The organism is Mesobacillus maritimus (genome assembly GCF_019749255.1).
Taxonomy (GTDB): Bacteria; Bacillota; Bacilli; order Bacillales; family Cytobacillaceae; genus Mesobacillus_B; species Mesobacillus_B maritimus_A.
Genome location: NZ_JACWFH010000012.1, coordinates 264,540 through 281,216, shown reverse-complemented (window position 1 = coordinate 281,216; position 16,677 = coordinate 264,540). Strand labels below are relative to the sequence as shown.

The window sequence follows — 16,677 nt, the reverse complement described above, 5'->3', positions numbered from 1 at the left end:
AAAAAGGAGAATGACAATGGATGAGGCGCTTCATTTATTGCGTCAAAGTCGTTGGAGACTAATTGACCAATCAGCGATTGGACCGCATTTTCATGCTCTCCAATCGTTTGCAACGGATGATACATTATGCGAGTCGGTGGGGACAGGGAAATCGCCTGCGGTGGCAAGGTCTTGGGTTCATCATCAGACAGTGGTACTAGGAATACAGGATACAAAGCTCCCGTTTTTACAGGAAGGTTTAGATTACCTTAAGCAGCAAGGATATCAATACATTGTCCGTAACTCTGGTGGGTTAGCCGTCGTATTAGATGAGGGCGTGCTCAACCTTTCGTTAATTTTACCGGAAGTGGAAAAAGGAATAGATATTAACCGTGGCTACGATGCCATGTGGATGTTAGTTAAAAAGATGTTTTCCGATTTTGATATAGAAATAGATGCCCGAGAAATCGTTGGTTCTTATTGCCCAGGAAGTTATGATTTAAGTATCGGGGGCAAGAAGTTTGCGGGAATCTCACAGCGAAGGTTGAAAAAAGGGGTAGCCGTGCAAATTTACCTTTGTGTAACAGGCAGTGGCAGTGAACGCGCCGAGGTGATAAGGAATTTTTACGAACTGGCAAGAAATGGCGAGAAAACAAAATTCCTATATCCTGAGGTGAAGCCAGAAGTGATGTCGTCACTTTCTGAACTGCTGAGTACTCCGATGACCATTCAAGATGTAATGCTCCGGTTTATCACATTTTTACATCAAAATAGCGACGAAATCCTCACGGGACAATTACAACCAGAGGAGTTTGAACTATTTACTCATTATTATGATCGTATTATTGAGCGAAACAGTAAGTTTCTTGATTAAAAGCTCTGGCCAGTGGCGTATGGCTGAAGCTTAAGTTAAGACTGTTATCCTTTCTATCTATAAATAAAGATAAAAACAGGCCGTAAACTTTTATCCTAGTTTACGGCCTGCCTTGTGAAAGGATGTTGTTGCCCAATGCGATTATTCAGCGACTTTTTCAAGATTGCCGTTGCGGTCCATTTTGAACTTAGTAGCAGGACGTTCTTCATCTTCATCAAATAAAACGAGTTTACGTGCTCGGTTCATGATTTTCATGAGTGTCTCGTAATCTTCCTGCATGGTATTCGCATTGGCTTCGAGCTTTTTCACTTTCCCCTTAAGCTCTTCATTTTCTTTCCTTAATGTCACGATTTCACGCATTAATCTTTCATTCTCGCTCTTATAAATATCGGCGCTAAAATTTGTACTATTTAAATTTTGTAAATAGGCAATAACATGGCCAAGGGTTAGTCCACTTGCTGGTACAGAGTGCGTTGGCCTTGCCATCTGTGACTGTTGAACCGGTTGTGCTGGCATGTTCATTTGTGGCACCGGTTGTACTGGATTTGTTTGCTCTTCTTGGACAACTGTTTCAACTTCTGTAGCTTCTGTATCATCATTTTGATTACTCTCTTCGTTGAAATCAGGAGTTTCTGAGACTCCTTTAGACTCAGTGTTTTCAGTATCGGAATCTTGTAAAAGCAAATCATGTAATCCATCTAAACCATAGGTATCTTGCATTTCTAATGTGTTTAGAGTATTAAATGGTTGTGGGGAATCTCCTTGAGTTGTGTTTACCTCAGGTGTTAATTCACTAGACATTTCTGCGCTACCTTGGATTCCGAGTTCATCAAAAGATGGTACAGGTGGGGAATATAATAGTTTCTTCTTTCCACCTTGGTCTTTTCCAAGAATTCTTTGGCGTTGCTTACGCTGCTTTTTTGCAAGTTGTAACGCTTTTTCATATTGATGGCGGACAACCGCATTCCACCTAAACCCACATGCTGCTGATGTACGGTCGAGCTTGTCCCCAACCTCCTCAAAGGCATTCAGCTGTGTACTTCCTTCACGAACATGTCTTAATACGGTTTCGGCAAGCAATAAATCGTTTTCCTCCGTCCAGGCGTCCTGGCGAACTTTCATATTTCTTCAACTCCCTTTAAAAATCATTAAAATGATTGCACTTCTAGTCAAAGGATGTCCGATTTTTAAAAGGTTTATACATTCCTGATTAAAAGGATAGTAGATTTTTTCCATTTTTTCATAGAAACGGTTAAAAATTCCCAAGTTGCAATCGTGGGGTGGAAGAGGTAAAATACCTTTTAGTTAAAAAATAAGAAAAGCGGAAGTGCCATGTCCGCGGCGTATGGCCTGGAGCGCTCCAACTGAGATGAAGGAAACACGAAGAGCCGGAGGCGCATTCGTGCTTGACACAATCGGTGAGGCGGAGAGCGAAGGACACTAGCCGCTAGGGCGCTGGAGCTGGCCAATTCTCTAAGTTTAAACTTTTATACTTTCCTATTTTTATAAAAAAGATTCTTCAAATAACAGGAAAACGAACTTCTAATATAGAAAGGGTTGTCATCAATGGCAAACGAATTTCGAGTTTGCGACGATTGCCAGGCCGTAAACCTAAAAACACTTATCCCTCTATTAAAAGGGAAAGATCCAGAGGCAAAGATTGAAGTTGGGTGCCAATCTTATTGTGGCCCCGGCCGAAAGAAAACCTTTGCGTTTGTGAACAATCGTCCCGTCGCAGCACTCACTGAAGACGAACTTATGGAGAAAATTGATAAAAAATTAAAATGATGTTGGTTCACATCATAGAGTCATCTTTAGGGCAATTGCATAAAGGTGACTTTTTATTTTTCCTTTAGCTGCACAAATGTACATTGATAGTTTTCAACGGTTGATTGGAGCGGAAGGCACGAAGACTCCTCGAAAATGAACTGCACATTTTCTCGTGCGTGGGTCTATTCGAGGATGCTATTCAGTGTCCTGCGGGAGTACGGGGAAGGGGAGACACCGCAGGCGCTAAAAGAGCCGAGGAGATAGAAAAGCGGAAGCGCCTTGTTCAGCCCCGACAAGCGCTGGAGGGCCGACAGATGAAGTCGTTCTTTGACTTCAACTGACGGACCGAAGCGACTCGAGGGGCTAGGCGCTGGAGCTGGCCAGGCTCCTCGGCACGCCCGCGAACCGCTCGTGCCTGGAGCGGAAATCAACCCCCTTGTTAAGTATGAAATCTAGCAATTTTAGATTTTGGTAATTTTTATTTACCAGACAGTGTTAGCTAATGGTAGCTTGTCCAAAGAATGGAGAAATTTGTGAGATTTTGCAGGATTTTGGGATGATTTGACGATGGAAACGGGCTATAATAGAAACATGTTATTCGTGAGAGAAGGGAAGCAATGGACTATTCGGCCGAGAAACTAAACGAAGAAAAAGTGTTTAAAGACCCAGTCCACCGCTATATTCATGTCCAAGACCAGGTGATTTGGGACCTGGTTGGGACAAAGGAATTTCAGCGGTTACGGCGAATTAAGCAGTTAGGAACCACCTTTTTGACTTTCCATGGAGCTGAGCATAGTCGGTTCAACCACTCGCTTGGTGTCTATGAAATTGTCCGTCGAATCGTCGATACGGTGTTCGTTGGACGACCGGAATGGAATCAGGAGGATAGATTGCTGAGTCTTTGTGCAGCACTTCTCCATGATTTGGGCCATGGTCCGTATTCTCATTCCTTTGAAAAAGTATTTGAACTCGATCATGAATATTTTACAAAAGCGATTATCCTAGGGAAAACGGAAGTGAATCAAGTATTGTCACGGATTTCACCTGATTTTCCGAAGAAGGTGGCAGAGGTCATTGATAAGACCTATGAGAACAAGCTTGTTGTGAGTTTGATTTCTAGTCAAATTGATGCCGATCGTATGGATTACCTACAAAGGGACGCTTATTATACTGGAGTTAGTTATGGACATTTTGATATGGAGCGGATCCTACGTGTTATGCGGCCAAGAGAAGATCAGGTCGTTTTTAAGCACAGTGGCATGCACGCGGTTGAGGATTACATCATGAGTCGGTATCAGATGTATTGGCAAGTCTATTTCCACCCGGTCACTCGGAGTGCGGAAGTCATCTTGACAAAAATCCTTCACCGAGCAAAGCATCTCCATGAGCAAGGACATGCTTTCAAACATATGCCGCTCCATTTTTATTCCTTTTTTAAAGAGGATGTTAAGCTAGAAGACTATTTAAAATTGGATGAGGGAATCGTTCTCTATTATTTCCAAATGTGGCAAGAAGAAGACGATGAAGTCTTGAGAGATTTGTGTTCACGCTTCATTAACCGGAATCTTTTTAAATATGTCGAGTTTGACCCAGCTAAGGAATATAAAAAATTGGCGCGTTTGTCGCAGCTATTTGAAGAGGCGGGAATTGATCCGGAGTATTACTTGGTCGTCGATTCATCCTCTGATTTACCGTATGATTTTTACCGTCCAGGTGAGGAGGAAGAGCGCCTTCCGATTCATCTGTTAATGAAGAGTGGCGAGCTTCGGGAGCTATCAAGAGAATCAGATATCGTGGATAGCATCTCAGGCAAGCGACGCACGGACCATAAATTATATTATCCTGCCGATCTTATTGGAAAGAATGAGGAGATTCGAAAGCTTCTTGAATGATAGCCAATGGTAGAAAGGAACTTTTGAAACAGGAGTTGAAGCGTTTTGTTAAAAGATCATGCAAAAATCATTCACGCAATTGCACTTTCCGGGGAAGTCATTGGACGGAAGAAGCTGCAAAAGATGATTTATATTGCGAAAAAGATGAATTTTCCGTTTCAGGAAAGGTTTCAGTTCCATTTTTACGGGCCATATTCCGAGGAGCTGACGCTCAGGGTGGAAGAACTGTGCAATATGGGTTTTCTGAACGAAGTGAAAGAGAAGAAAGGCGGGTATTACCAGTACCGCTATACGTTAACAGAGGATGGCAAGGAGTTCCTTGGCGTTAACAATGTGGACATGCCTCAGCTTGGAGATTGCCTGAAGGACATCAACACACAAAATGCCAGATTCCTTGAACTCGTCTCGACGATTTTATATTTTGATAATCTACCAACAGACGAAGTGAAGGAAAAAGTCCAAACGGTAAAGAAAAGCCAAAAATTCACCGATGACGAATTTGCCAACGCCTATCAATATATTGAGATGTTAAAGAACAGGACCAGTCAGTGCTAAGTGCATGGCTGGTTTTTTTATGGGGGTGAGGAGGGGGTGTCAATGGAACCTAACCATAGAACACTAAGGCTGCTGATAGTCCAACCCAAACCAAAGTTCAAATAAAAAAGCTGACCCCGAGGCCAGCTTCATCCACTCATCTATTGATCGCTTAAGCGTTTTCCGCCGACGCCGTAATGGTCAGGGCGTAATTCTTCAATAAATACAACGATTTTTTCTTTTGGTGCGCCGGTTGTCTCACTAACAGCTTCTGTTACTTTTTCAACGAGGGCCTTTTTCTGTTCGTCGGTGCGTCCTGGTAGCATCTCTACTGTCACATAGGGCATAATTTTTCCTCCTACAAAATAGTCTTGTTTTGAGTTTTCCATATTTTCATTAAATGTGCAAGTACAGGGTTTTTAATTTTATGAAAGAATAAGGTATACTTGAAGCATCTATTTGAATCTATATGTAATCCATCAATGGGGAAAACCATTCATTTATGGGGAATCGCGAAAAAAGGGGTTAAAGAATGTGGGTCTTGCTTATTCATTAGATCAATTTATCTATGTTGCGATTACGTTGGTGATTGCGTTTACGCTGCACGAATTTGCTCATGCGTTTGTGGCTTATAAATTTGGCGATCAAACGGCGGCGAGGCAGGGACGGCTAACCTTGAATCCACTGAAGCATTTGGACCCACTAGGGACGATACTGATCTTTATTGCTGGATTTGGTTGGGCAAGGCCAGTACCTGTGAATCGATTCTTTTTTAAGAATCCACGTTTAGCAGGTGTTTTGGTGTCCGTTGCAGGGCCGCTAAGCAATTTGTTGTTGGTGATTCTAGCTTTAGCGATATGGTATGGACTTCTCGCAACAGGGTTAGGAGCAAGCATGCCAGATGTTGCTGTTGAGTTCATCAACATTTTTGTTGGGCTAAACACTGTGCTATTCGTGTTTAACTTGCTTCCATTTCCACCACTGGATGGGTACCGAATTATTGAGGATTTGGCACCTGCAGATGTTCGAGCAAAGCTCACGCAGTATGAACATTACGGGATTATCATCTTTTTAATCCTTGTGATTACACCGCTTGATCAGTATACGATTACGCCACTGTTTAATACGGTTATTCCCTTTATACTAAGTGGCTTGAGTGATTTCTTTTTACAATTGTTTTTAAGGTAGGAGGGTGTTTAGTTTATGGAAGAAAAGAAGAAGAAAAATATTGGCTTTAATATTATCAAGGCAGATCCGATGGACAATCATAAAGGCTTTGGCAAAGGAAGCTTGACCTTGGACAATGTATCGCCAGTTATTGTGGATGTTGAGGCAGGTGAGGCGACCGTCGATATTGGTGCAATGCATGCCCGCAGTGTGGTTGAGAAGGGAATTAAATTCTTGCCCAACCGCGACGAGGTGCCAGATGCAAAGCTTTATTGGCTAGTGTGGGTAACGATGGACCGGAGTGAAGAAGGTCCTTATTATGCGGGAGTGACAGCATGCGATATGACGGTGAATCGAGAAATTCGCCGTGGCTACAAGTCTTTGCCAGAGCATGTAAATCGTTTAGATAAATCAATCAAACGCCATATTATCGTTGACCATATGGATGACAAAGCAAAGCAAATCCTGGCTGACTTCTTGAAAAAGCATGACCCAGGCATGTGGGAGCGGTCTCCTGAGCAATTGAAAACAGGTCTGGAAACAGCCTAACATATGGGTTGCGTTCTTGATATTTCCAGTGTAAACTAGTAGTCAACGTGTACACACGTTGCTAGGACAGGAAAAACCCCGAATTCTCATTGAATTCGGGGTTTTTCTTTTTATCCTTGTTGAGATAGACATCATCACGTTAGTGGAGCGAAGCACACGCCTATAGGCCAAAGATCTTTTTATACCATGGTTTTTTATCAGGTTTTTTCTCGGTCTCATCCTTAGGTTTTTGCAACTGCTCGCCTTCATCAAGATGTTCGGTGCAGTATTCCTGAGGCTCGGTGCCGTCTTTAAAATAAGTCAGCCGCTTTACTGGGCAATTTGCCGTAGCAATTTTACCGTTCTCTGGATTGATAAACACTCCAACCGTTCCTTTGGCTGTTTTAAAATTGGTCGCTGGCACACCTTCATGGGCCTTTTCCATAAAATTCACCCAGACATTTTTACTAAAAGCTTTCTCATTAGACTTCTCGATTGGTTTCCCTTTATCGTAGCCTGTCCAAACGGCGGAAACGAGTTGTGGGGTATAGCCAATCATCCAACTATCGGTATTCGTGGAACCAGATTTCCCGGCATAAGGCCGACTAATTTCATCGGTCATGGTACTACCGGTTACGGAGGCATAGCCATTGAGTTTAGGATCAAACATCCCCGTCATCATATGGTTCATCACGGAAGCCAACTCAGGCTCGAGGATTTGTTCACCCTTTTCTTCATGTTCATAAATAACCTCACCATCATGGCTTTCCACCCGTTCAATCAGCACAGGCTCAACATATTTCCCACCGTTGGCAAACATACTATAAGCCGAAGCCATTTCAATAACGCTTACCCCAGATGTACCAAGTGCAAGGGAAGGGACCTGTGCCATTTTTGATGAAAGCCCAAACCTTTTTGCGGTATCAACTAGAACGTCCTGACCAAGAAACAAATGCGTTTTCACGGCAAAGACATTATCGGAAACTGCAAGAGCTTGTGCCATTGTAATTTCCTCGTTCGCATACTTATTATTAAAATTATGTGGCGTATACTCCGTTTTTCCATCTTCTAATCTGAAAGTGGTAAGTTCACTTTTCATTGTCGTTGTCGGTGTAAACCCGTGCTCAAGTGCGGCATAGTATAAAAGCGGCTTAATGGTAGAACCAGGCTGCCTTACCGCTTGAATGGCGCGGTTGAAGGGACTTTCCTCATAATCTCTGCCACCAACCATCGCTTTCACATGACCTGATTTTGGATCCATGCTAATAAATCCTGTTTGTATTTCTGAATCCTCGGTGATATGCTCTGTTACCATTTCTTCAGCCAATTCTTGTTGCTTCATGTCAAGGGTGGTATACACCTTTAACCCGCCAAGCTTAATGGTCCGCTCGTCTAGGTTGAGACTATACTTTAGCTCATTTTGAACGGCATCCTGAAAATAAGGGGCTTTCCCAAGCGATTCAGTTGGGTGTTTTCCAACTAACGTCAGTTTTTCTGCAGCTGCCGCTTTCGCTTCCTCCTGGTCGATATAACCCTTCGTTTCCATCGCTGTTAAAATCGTTTGCTGTCTGCTATTGGCTCTTTCTTCATTGGTTAATGGTGAATAATAGCTTGGCCCCTTCGGGATGCCAGCGAGCATGGATGCCTCGCCAAGGGTTAATTCGCGAGCATCTTTGCCAAAATAGTACTGGCTAGCCGTTTGAACACCATAAGCGCCACTGCCGTAGTAAATCGTATTTAAATAGCCTTCAAGAATTTCATTTTTACTATAATTCATTTCAAGTCGAAGCGTATAAAAGGCTTCAGTTAGTTTTCGCTTCCACGTTTTATCGTGACTGAGGTAAAGGTTTCGGGCATACTGCTGCGTGATGGTACTTGCTCCCTGCACCTTCGCCATTGCTTTTAAATCGGCAAGCAGTGCACCAGCAATTCGCTTGTAGTCAAATCCTCTATGCTCATAAAAATTTCGATCCTCAATGCTAATGGTCGCTTTGACAAGGTCAGGGGAGATATCCTTTAACGGAACCCAGTACCTTTTTTCACCGGTGTGACTTTCTCCGATAACAGTCCCATCATCAGCCATATAAATCGTCGACTGGGGCACAGCAAGCGGTGGGGGACCTAGAATCTTGGCGTAACCAATAATTGAAAAATAAACAAGAAAAAATAAGGCAGCTACAATCATGCCAATAAAAACAAACGCTCTAAAAACCTTCGCCGTCTTACGGAACCGTTGGTCAGTCATGATTTCCATCGCAAGTTCCCCCCTTAAAATATATCTTTGTAGGCCATCTAGTTTACCAGAAGAGCCCAAAATTACTCTATTAACCATTATGAAAACATTTCATTCATTTTAAACCTAGTGGAGAGACATTTATTTAAGTATAATCTATGATTTTCAACCCGTTGATTGGAGCGGAAGACAGGAAAACTCCTGTGGACATTGAACTCGCCAATGTGCCCGTATTCCTATTTCAGTTGAAGTTTAGTCACATTGGACCCGTCAAAGTGCCCGTAAATCCGATTACAGTAGAAGATTGGTCACGATGGACCTGCCAATGTGACTGTATTTCCTATTCAGTTGAGGTTTAGTCACATTGAGCCCGTCAAAGTGCCCGTAAATCCGATTACAGTTGAAGTTTGGTCACATTGGACCCGTCAAAGTGACTGTATTTCCTATTTCAGTTGAAGTTTAGTCACATTGAGCCCGTCAAAGTGCCCGAATTTCCTATTTCAGTGAAGTTTGGTCACATAGAACTCAAAGTTGGGGCGAATCGACGAGGAGATAGGGGGTGGCTTCCAGTACGCCCTAAGGTGCGTGGGAAACACCCGAAGCGCAAATAAACGCAATGTTTACACCAGCCACTTGTTTACTGGTAAGGTCCGGGGGATTTTACCAATTGGTCAAAAATAACATTGACAATCACACTATATAGTACAAGTTTTACTTGCATTTTTAGAAGATTCAACTATACTTTTCTGGTATTTGTGTTTTTTACAAGCTTCTTGGGGAACTATAAAAAATATTGTCTCGTTACGCTATTTTTTATTATCGAAAGGAAGGTTGAACCACAATGGGTATTTGGTTTACAGAAAAGCAAACAGATCACTTCGGGATTACAATGAAAGTGAATCGAACCTTACATACAGAACAAACTGATTTTCAAAAGCTTGATATGATTGAAACAGAAGAGTGGGGCAATATGCTGCTGCTTGATGACATGGTCATGACCTCGATTAAAGATGAGTTTGTGTACCATGAAATGGTTGCCCATGTACCGTTGTTTACTCATCCGAACCCTGAGAATGTTCTGGTTGTTGGTGGAGGAGATGGAGGCGTCATTCGTGAAGTTCTCAAGCATCCGCAGGTAAAAAAAGCGACATTGGTTGATATTGATGGCAAAGTGATTGAGTACTCAAAGAAATTCTTGCCTGAAATTGCCGGCAAATTAGACGACCCACGTGTGGATGTTCAAGTTGGCGATGGCTTTATGCATATCGCAGAAAGTGAAAACGAATATGATGTGATCATGGTTGATAGCACTGAGCCTGTAGGTCCAGCAGTAAACCTGTTTACAAAAGGCTTTTATGCAGGAATTTCAAAGGCGCTTAAAGAAGATGGCATCTTTGTTGCACAGTCAGACAACCCGTGGTTTAAGGCAGACCTTATCCGTAATGTACAAAAGGATGTAAAAGAAATTTTCCCAATTACTCGTTTATATGTGGCCAATATCCCAACCTACCCAAGTGGACTTTGGGCGTTCACAATTGGATCGAAGAAACATGACCCACTAGAAGTGAGTGACGACCGTTTCCATGAGATTGAAACAAAATATTATACAAAAGAGCTACATAAAGCTGCTTTCGTGCTGCCAAAGTTCGTTGGCGATTTAGTGAAATAAAGGCTGTTTGCGTAAGTATTTGTTGTTAAAATTGTAAAAATCCTAAAGCCGATTTTAACGCAAGATAAGCTGTTTTGTACGTAATAGTAAGTTTGCAAGCTCTTTTCTCAATAAAAGCAACAAGGATTGAGAAAAGAGCCTAGATAGAAGAAAAGAGGGGTTAAACATGCGTTTTGATGAAGCTTATTCGGGGAATGTGTTTATCGGGGCAAACCCGGATTATAATGAAAGCAAGGTGGTTCTTTACGGCATGCCGATGGACTGGACAGTAAGCTATCGTCCAGGATCTCGTTTTGGTCCGGCAAGAATTCGTGAAGTGTCAATTGGACTTGAAGAATACAGTCCGTACCTTGATCGTGAACTATTTGATTTGAACTACTATGATGCAGGCGATATTCCATTGCCGTTTGGGAATCCGCAAAAAAGCATCGATCTAATCGAAGACTATGTTGGCAAGCTGTTAGCGGAAGATAAGTTCCCGCTTGGTATGGGCGGCGAGCATTTGGTTTCTTGGCCAGTGATGAAAGCGATGGCGGCGAAGTATAAGGACCTTGCCATTATTCATATGGATGCCCACACTGATTTGCGTGAGCATTATGAAGGCGAGCCGCTTTCACATTCCACACCGATTCGTAAAATTGCTGAACATATCGGGCCAAAAAATGTCTATTCATTTGGTATTCGTTCGGGAATGAAGGAAGAGTTTGACTGGGCGAAGGAAAATGGGATGCATATCAGCAAATTTGAAGTACTAGAGCCGTTAAAGGAAATGCTTCCTAAGCTTGCAGGACGTCCGGTATATGTGACGATTGATATCGATGTTCTCGACCCAGCTCATGCACCAGGTACAGGAACTGTGGATGCAGGGGGAATTACGTCTAAAGAATTACTTGCATCCATTCATGAGATCGCTCGTTCAGAGGTGAACGTCGTGGGAGCCGACCTGGTCGAAGTTGCTCCGATTTACGATCATTCAGAGCAAACAGCCAATACAGCAAGCAAGCTGATTCGCGAAATGATGTTGGGGTTTGTAAAGTAAGCAATCTGACTAAAATAAGAAGAGAGCTGGCTAGCTTGGTCAGCTCTTTTTTGTTATTAAGAATAGAACAGGGTGCGGTGCGCTTTTCTCTTTAACTTCTTGCGATTTTCCCCTACAATATCTATACTTGAAAGTTATAATAGTATAAGTAAGGATGGGTGTCAGTGTCTGCGCAAATTCCTGTTAAGGTAAAAGTAAAAACAGTGATCAATAAAGAGCCTTTTGAGTTGACGGCATTTGGTCGTTATTCGGAAAAAGGAGATAGTACATATCTTCAATACGATGAAATGATGCCTGAGGGAACCATTCATACGACCATCAAGCTTAAAAATGGAGAAGTAGTAATTCTTCGAAAAGGTGCGGTCGATATGCGGCTACATTTTATCACCAATAAAAAAACACCTGGGACCTTTAATACAGAACTCGGCTTGATGCTGACAGAGGCTGATACGAAGAAAGTAGCCATCGGTGAAGGCCAAGTAGAGATTCACTACGATCTAGATATTCAAGGATCCTATGCAGGTACATATCATATGAACATCCAATACGAGGAGGTATCGGAATGAACGTCGTAGAACAAGTTCAAACCAAGTTAAAAGAAGAAATCAAAGCAGCGGTTATCAAAGCGGGCCTTGCAGAGGAAGCACAAATTCCTGATGCGGTTCTTGAGCTGCCGAAAGACAAGGCTCATGGTGACTACGCAACAAATATGGCGATGCAATTGGCACGTGTAGCTAAAAAGGCACCACGTAAAATTGCTGAGGAACTTGTTGAGAACTTTGATAAAAACAAAGCATCGATTGAAAAAATTGAAATTGCCGGACCAGGCTTTATCAATTTTTATATGAACAATAGTTATTTAACCGATTTAATTCCAGCGATTCTTAATGCCGGTGATCGTTATGGGGAGTCAACGGTTGGAAACGGCGAGAAAGTTCAGGTTGAGTTTGTTTCAGCGAATCCTACAGGTGATTTGCATCTTGGACATGCCCGTGGTGCAGCAGTAGGGGATTCATTGAGCAATGTTCTCGCAAAAGCAGGTTATGATGTTTCTCGTGAATACTACATTAACGATGCTGGGAACCAGATTAATAACTTAGCTCTATCAGTTGAAGCGCGTTATTTCCAAGCGCTTGGCGAAGAGCGTGAAATGCCTGCGGACGGATACCATGGTGTTGATATTATTGGCATCGGAAAAAAATTAGCGGAAGAGCATGGCGACAAGTATGCGAAAATGAGCGACAAAGAGCGCTTTGATGCATTCCGCCAATATGGGTTGGAATATGAACTAGAAAAGCTGAAAAAGGACTTAGAAGCGTTCCGTGTTGGCTTTGATGTGTGGTTCTCAGAAACCTCACTTTATCAAAATGGGAAAATTGAAAAGGCACTTGAGGTGTTGAAGGAGAAAGGTCATATCTATGAAGAAGACGGAGCAACTTGGTTCCGCTCAACTACTTTTGGCGATGACAAAGATCGGGTATTAATTAAGCAAGATGGTTCATTCACGTACTTGCTGCCGGATATTGCTTACCACCAAGACAAGCTTCAACGTGGCTTTGAAAAGCTAATTAACATTTGGGGTGCGGACCATCATGGCTATATTCCACGGATGAGAGCGGCGATTCAAGCGCTTGGTTATGAAGGCGAAACGCTTGAGGTTGAGATTATCCAAATGGTTCAGCTGTATAAAGATGGCGAGAAAATGAAGATGAGCAAACGGACAGGGAAAGCTGTGACGATGCGTGATCTGATTGATGAGGTCGGCCTCGACGCCACTCGCTACTTCTTTGCCATGAGAAGCTCTGATACGCATATGGACTTTGACCTTGATCTTGCTGTGTCTCAGTCGAATGAAAATCCAGTTTATTATGCGCAATATGCTCATGCACGGATTTGCAGTATCTTACGTCAGGCGGATGAACAAGGCTTTGCGGTCGACGTTAACGCCGACTTTAGCTTGGTTGCAGCTGAAAAGGAAATTGACTTATTGAAGAAATTAGGCGAGTTCCCACAAGCGGTGGCAGAAGCAGCACAAAAGCGTGTGCCACATCGTGTAACGAATTACATCTTTGATTTGGCATCCGCGTTCCACAGCTTCTATAATGCGGAAAAAGTATTAGATGCTGAGCAAAAAGAGCGTACAGCAGCACGTTTAGGATTGATCAAGTCAGTTCAAATCAGCTTAAAGAATGCGTTAGATTTAATTGGGGTATCTGCTCCGGAAAAAATGTAACAAAATAGTAGATGTGCCTGACCCCTGGTAATGAACAGGGGGATCAGGCACCTTTTTTTTACGGTGGATAAGGTGCCCCGTAGGGTATTTATTCCCGTGCGGGGAATAAAACGTCTCTAAGGGGGAATATAATGCTCTTAAGGGGGAATATAATTACCTGTTTCAGAAAAGGCGGCCTGGAGTGAGGGTATTATTAATAGGTTTTTAACGAAAACAGAGGTTTAGCGGTCAATCCAGGATAAAAATACCCACCCTACTAGTATAGGTCATTAGGTTTTGAAGGGAAAATGCGCTTTTTTGTAGGTTTTGAGTGCAAACTGGAGGATTATTTGATTGGAATTTCGCTATATACAATACGTAGTAGGGGTATTAAACGGCGAAGCGAAGCAAGAGAACCGCCCCCTTGCTTCACTTCCACTCCAACGTCGCTCCACCAATTCGTTTCACGCCTCTAATTTTACTTAAATCTTCGACCAAGGCTAATGCGGCTTGGTCTTTTCGTTTTGCCTCAATCATAAAATCAACATCTTGGCCGATCCCACGCAGTACGTCGATTAACGGCATAATAAACTCCGGGTCAACATGGTCAGCATGAGAACGAAAGGCTTTTTCCGTTTTAGGAGAAGAGATATGAATCTTTGGTCGAATTCCAATTCGTTCCCAGGTGGCAAAACCTGCTGGAAGTAGCTCTTCTAGTGGCCTCTCACAAAGGTTTGCCATGTGATGATGATAGTCAAACACAAGGGGAATGTCTTCCTTTTGACAAGTTACCAATGTTTCTTCCGCGTTGTACGTTTTGTCATCATTTTCAAGCGTCATCCGTTTTATAATAGGAAGAGGAAGTTTGCGCAAATTTTCATGGAAACGAACAATGGTTTCTTCCTTATTCCCATATGCACCGCCAATATGGATATTGATGACACCTTCTTCCTCCAAGCCCATTGCCTCGAGCATTCGATAATGGTACTCCATATCAATGACCGCATTATCGGATACCTCAGGGCGAGGCGAGGTGAACAACGTATATTGATTAGGATGAAAGCTTGTGCGCAATCCTTTTGCTTTCACAAGCCGGCCAATTTCTTCCCACTTCTCTTTAAAAGGCGTGACAAAGTCCCAAAGAACTTCGGGATGGGTGGCAAGGGGCGCAATGGAGCTCGAAAACCGGTACAGCGGAATTTCATGGGCAATATTATAATGAATCATTCTTGCTGTGCTTTCTAAATTGAGATACGTGAGGGACATTAACTTGTCCACTCGCTCTGATTCCGTCATTTTACTATACCGAGTAAACGTAAGGGTTCGCGACGGAGACGCTTCCCAAAGTGTAATAGCAGTTGAGACATACCCGAAACGAATTTTCATCTGTAGCTCCTTTCAAAGAAAGTAAGAAATTGTTTGGGCCGCCCGCTCTTTTAGACTTCTAAAGGGATTAAATCGATTTAAGTCTGAAAGGGAGACCTGCTCAGAATCAAGGAGATCTTGATACAAAATCGTTTTCACCTGGCGGATCACATCTTGGTTGTAAATTAAACAATTCAGTTCAAAGTTTAGAAACATGCTACGTTTATCAAAATTGGCGGTTCCTAAATCACAAAGCTTATCGTCGATGACGAGGACTTTCGCATGATAAAACCCTTTTTTATATTGGTGAACTTCTGCCCCCTTTTTTAGCAGTTTACGTAAATACGTATAAGACGCTTCTTTTACAAGCGGATGGTCGGCTGTAAATGGAACTAGGAGGGTTAGGGAGACACCTCGATCAATGGCCTTCAAAAGCTGTCTAAAGATGCTGTCACTTGGAATAAAGTAGGGCGTGCCGATGATGATCGCTTTCTCTGCTATGTTGATTAAATCATACAAAGTTTCTTCAAGGAGATTGCCTTCTGACGGAATGAACTGGTGCCGTATTTCCCCTTTAGGTAAGGAAGGGAAATAGAGTTGGTTTTGTAAAAGGTCAATTTTAGCGGCTTTTTTCCAATCTAAAAGAAATTCCTTCTGAAGATCCTGAACGCCTTCACCTGTAAGCTTTACATGATAATCACGCCAGGGAGACAATTTCTTATCTTGGTTGATGTATTCTTTCCCAATATTATATCCACCGGTATAACCAATTTCCCCATCAATTACTGTAATTTTTCGGTGATTTCTCACTTGCGATGTGTAAAACAAGAAGGGAAGCTTTGGAGCTTGACTTTGAACGAATGCGACCCCAGCTTCTTTTAACTTCTTCTTATATTTACGGGAAACCGTGCCTCCAACCCAGTCGACAAGAAGGCGAACCTCTACTCCGGTCTGTGCCTTTTTTATTAAAATTTCAAGAAACTCCTGACTAAACGAGTCATTCTTTACAATATAAAAGAGAACGTGAATGTGTTTTTTTGCTTGTTTTACCTCTGTAAAATAATCTTCAAACAAGTCGGGTCCATTGGTGAAGATCGCTAGCTGGCTATTTCTCAAAGGGAATGTTTGTTTATTGATTTGAGCTAAATGCCGTTTTCTCCCGATGGAAAAGTCGAGTGCCAGTAGAAGGGTAAGTCCGATGAACAGGATAATAATCCAATAAACAATCTCCACAACAAATCCGGCTCCTTTATGTAATTTTTTCGCGCTTTGCATAAAAGAGATAAACGCGAGTACCCGATAGTTTTTCCGAAAAAATGATTATCTATGACGTTTTTCCTAAATAGGCAAAGAAAGTAAAAAATTTGAGAAAAATCGTTGACTGAATGCTCATTCATAATATAATGGAGGTACAG

15 protein-coding genes are annotated in these 16,677 nt (G+C 42.4%); 10 read left to right on the top strand and 5 right to left on the bottom strand.

Annotated features, from left to right (window positions below; genetic code table 11):
* The first annotated feature begins 16 nt into the window (after positions 1–16).
* Positions 17–853 carry an octanoyl-[GcvH]:protein N-octanoyltransferase gene (gene lipL, locus H0185_RS11730; protein ID WP_221873673.1) on the top strand — a complete coding sequence of 279 codons (837 nt, stop codon included), beginning with the start codon at positions 17–19 and terminating at the stop codon, positions 851–853.
* Positions 854–994: 141 nt separating this feature from the next.
* Here the strand turns inward: lipL and H0185_RS24280 are convergent, their stop codons facing one another.
* A complete protein-coding gene (locus H0185_RS24280) occupies positions 995–1,975 on the bottom strand; it encodes an RsfA family transcriptional regulator (RefSeq protein WP_221873672.1) in 981 nt (326 codons plus the stop codon).
* Between the two features lie 444 nt (positions 1,976–2,419).
* Between H0185_RS24280 and H0185_RS11720 the strand changes: the two genes are divergently transcribed.
* The 3 genes from H0185_RS11720 to H0185_RS11710 all read left to right on the top strand — a co-directional run bounded on the left by H0185_RS11720 (position 2,420) and on the right by H0185_RS11710 (position 5,070).
* A complete protein-coding gene (locus H0185_RS11720) occupies positions 2,420–2,641 on the top strand; it encodes a YuzB family protein (RefSeq protein WP_221873671.1) in 222 nt (73 codons plus the stop codon).
* Between the two features lie 599 nt (positions 2,642–3,240).
* Positions 3,241–4,515: an HD domain-containing protein gene (locus tag H0185_RS11715; protein ID WP_221873670.1), complete on the top strand. Its 1,275-nt coding sequence runs from the start codon at positions 3,241–3,243 to the stop codon at positions 4,513–4,515.
* 45 nt (positions 4,516–4,560) lie between these two features.
* On the top strand, positions 4,561–5,070 hold the full coding sequence (locus H0185_RS11710; protein ID WP_221873669.1) for a YwgA family protein: 510 nt from the start codon (positions 4,561–4,563) through the stop codon (positions 5,068–5,070).
* A 140-nt stretch (positions 5,071–5,210) separates the two neighbouring features.
* On the opposite strand, the gene H0185_RS11705 is transcribed toward H0185_RS11710, so the two are convergent.
* On the bottom strand, positions 5,211–5,396 hold the full coding sequence (locus tag H0185_RS11705) for a 2-hydroxymuconate tautomerase (RefSeq protein WP_221873668.1): 186 nt from the start codon (positions 5,394–5,396) through the stop codon (positions 5,211–5,213).
* 187 nt (positions 5,397–5,583) lie between these two features.
* Here H0185_RS11705 and H0185_RS11700 point away from each other — a divergent pair, with 187 nt between their 5' ends.
* Together H0185_RS11700 and H0185_RS11695 are read left to right on the top strand one after the other, a co-directional pair.
* Entirely contained in the window at positions 5,584–6,237 is a 654-nt protein-coding gene (locus H0185_RS11700; RefSeq protein ID WP_221873667.1) for a site-2 protease family protein, read from the top strand.
* 15 nt (positions 6,238–6,252) lie between these two features.
* A complete protein-coding gene (locus H0185_RS11695) occupies positions 6,253–6,765 on the top strand; it encodes a YwhD family protein (RefSeq protein ID WP_221873666.1) in 513 nt (170 codons plus the stop codon).
* Between the two features lie 160 nt (positions 6,766–6,925).
* On the opposite strand, the gene H0185_RS11690 is transcribed toward H0185_RS11695, so the two are convergent.
* A complete protein-coding gene (locus tag H0185_RS11690) occupies positions 6,926–8,998 on the bottom strand; it encodes a transglycosylase domain-containing protein (protein ID WP_221873665.1) in 2,073 nt (690 codons plus the stop codon).
* An 820-nt stretch (positions 8,999–9,818) separates the two neighbouring features.
* Between H0185_RS11690 and speE the strand changes: the two genes are divergently transcribed.
* The 4 genes from speE (at position 9,819) to argS (ending at position 13,918) form a co-directional block, all read left to right on the top strand.
* Positions 9,819–10,646: a spermidine synthase gene (speE, locus tag H0185_RS11685; RefSeq protein WP_221873664.1), complete on the top strand. Its 828-nt coding sequence runs from the start codon at positions 9,819–9,821 to the stop codon at positions 10,644–10,646.
* A gap of 166 nt (positions 10,647–10,812) precedes the next feature.
* Entirely contained in the window at positions 10,813–11,685 is an 873-nt protein-coding gene (gene speB / locus H0185_RS11680) for an agmatinase (protein ID WP_221873663.1), read from the top strand.
* 164 nt (positions 11,686–11,849) lie between these two features.
* Positions 11,850–12,251 carry a YwiB family protein gene (locus H0185_RS11675; RefSeq protein WP_343223140.1) on the top strand — a complete coding sequence of 134 codons (402 nt, stop codon included), beginning with the start codon at positions 11,850–11,852 and terminating at the stop codon, positions 12,249–12,251.
* Positions 12,248–13,918: an arginine--tRNA ligase gene (gene argS, locus H0185_RS11670; RefSeq protein ID WP_221873662.1), complete on the top strand. Its 1,671-nt coding sequence runs from the start codon at positions 12,248–12,250 to the stop codon at positions 13,916–13,918. The genes H0185_RS11675 and argS overlap by 4 nt, the downstream gene beginning before the upstream one ends.
* A 408-nt stretch (positions 13,919–14,326) precedes the next feature.
* Here the strand turns inward: argS and uvsE are convergent, their stop codons facing one another.
* The gene (gene uvsE, locus H0185_RS11665; RefSeq protein ID WP_221873661.1) at positions 14,327–15,283 is read right to left on the bottom strand and encodes a UV DNA damage repair endonuclease UvsE; all 957 of its coding nucleotides are present in this window, start codon (positions 15,281–15,283) and stop codon (positions 14,327–14,329) included.
* Positions 15,284–15,295: 12 nt separating this feature from the next.
* Positions 15,296–16,495, bottom strand: a complete 1,200-nt coding sequence (gene cls / locus H0185_RS11660) for a cardiolipin synthase (protein ID WP_343223139.1) — start codon at positions 16,493–16,495, stop codon at positions 15,296–15,298.
* Positions 16,496–16,677: the final 182 nt, after the last annotated feature.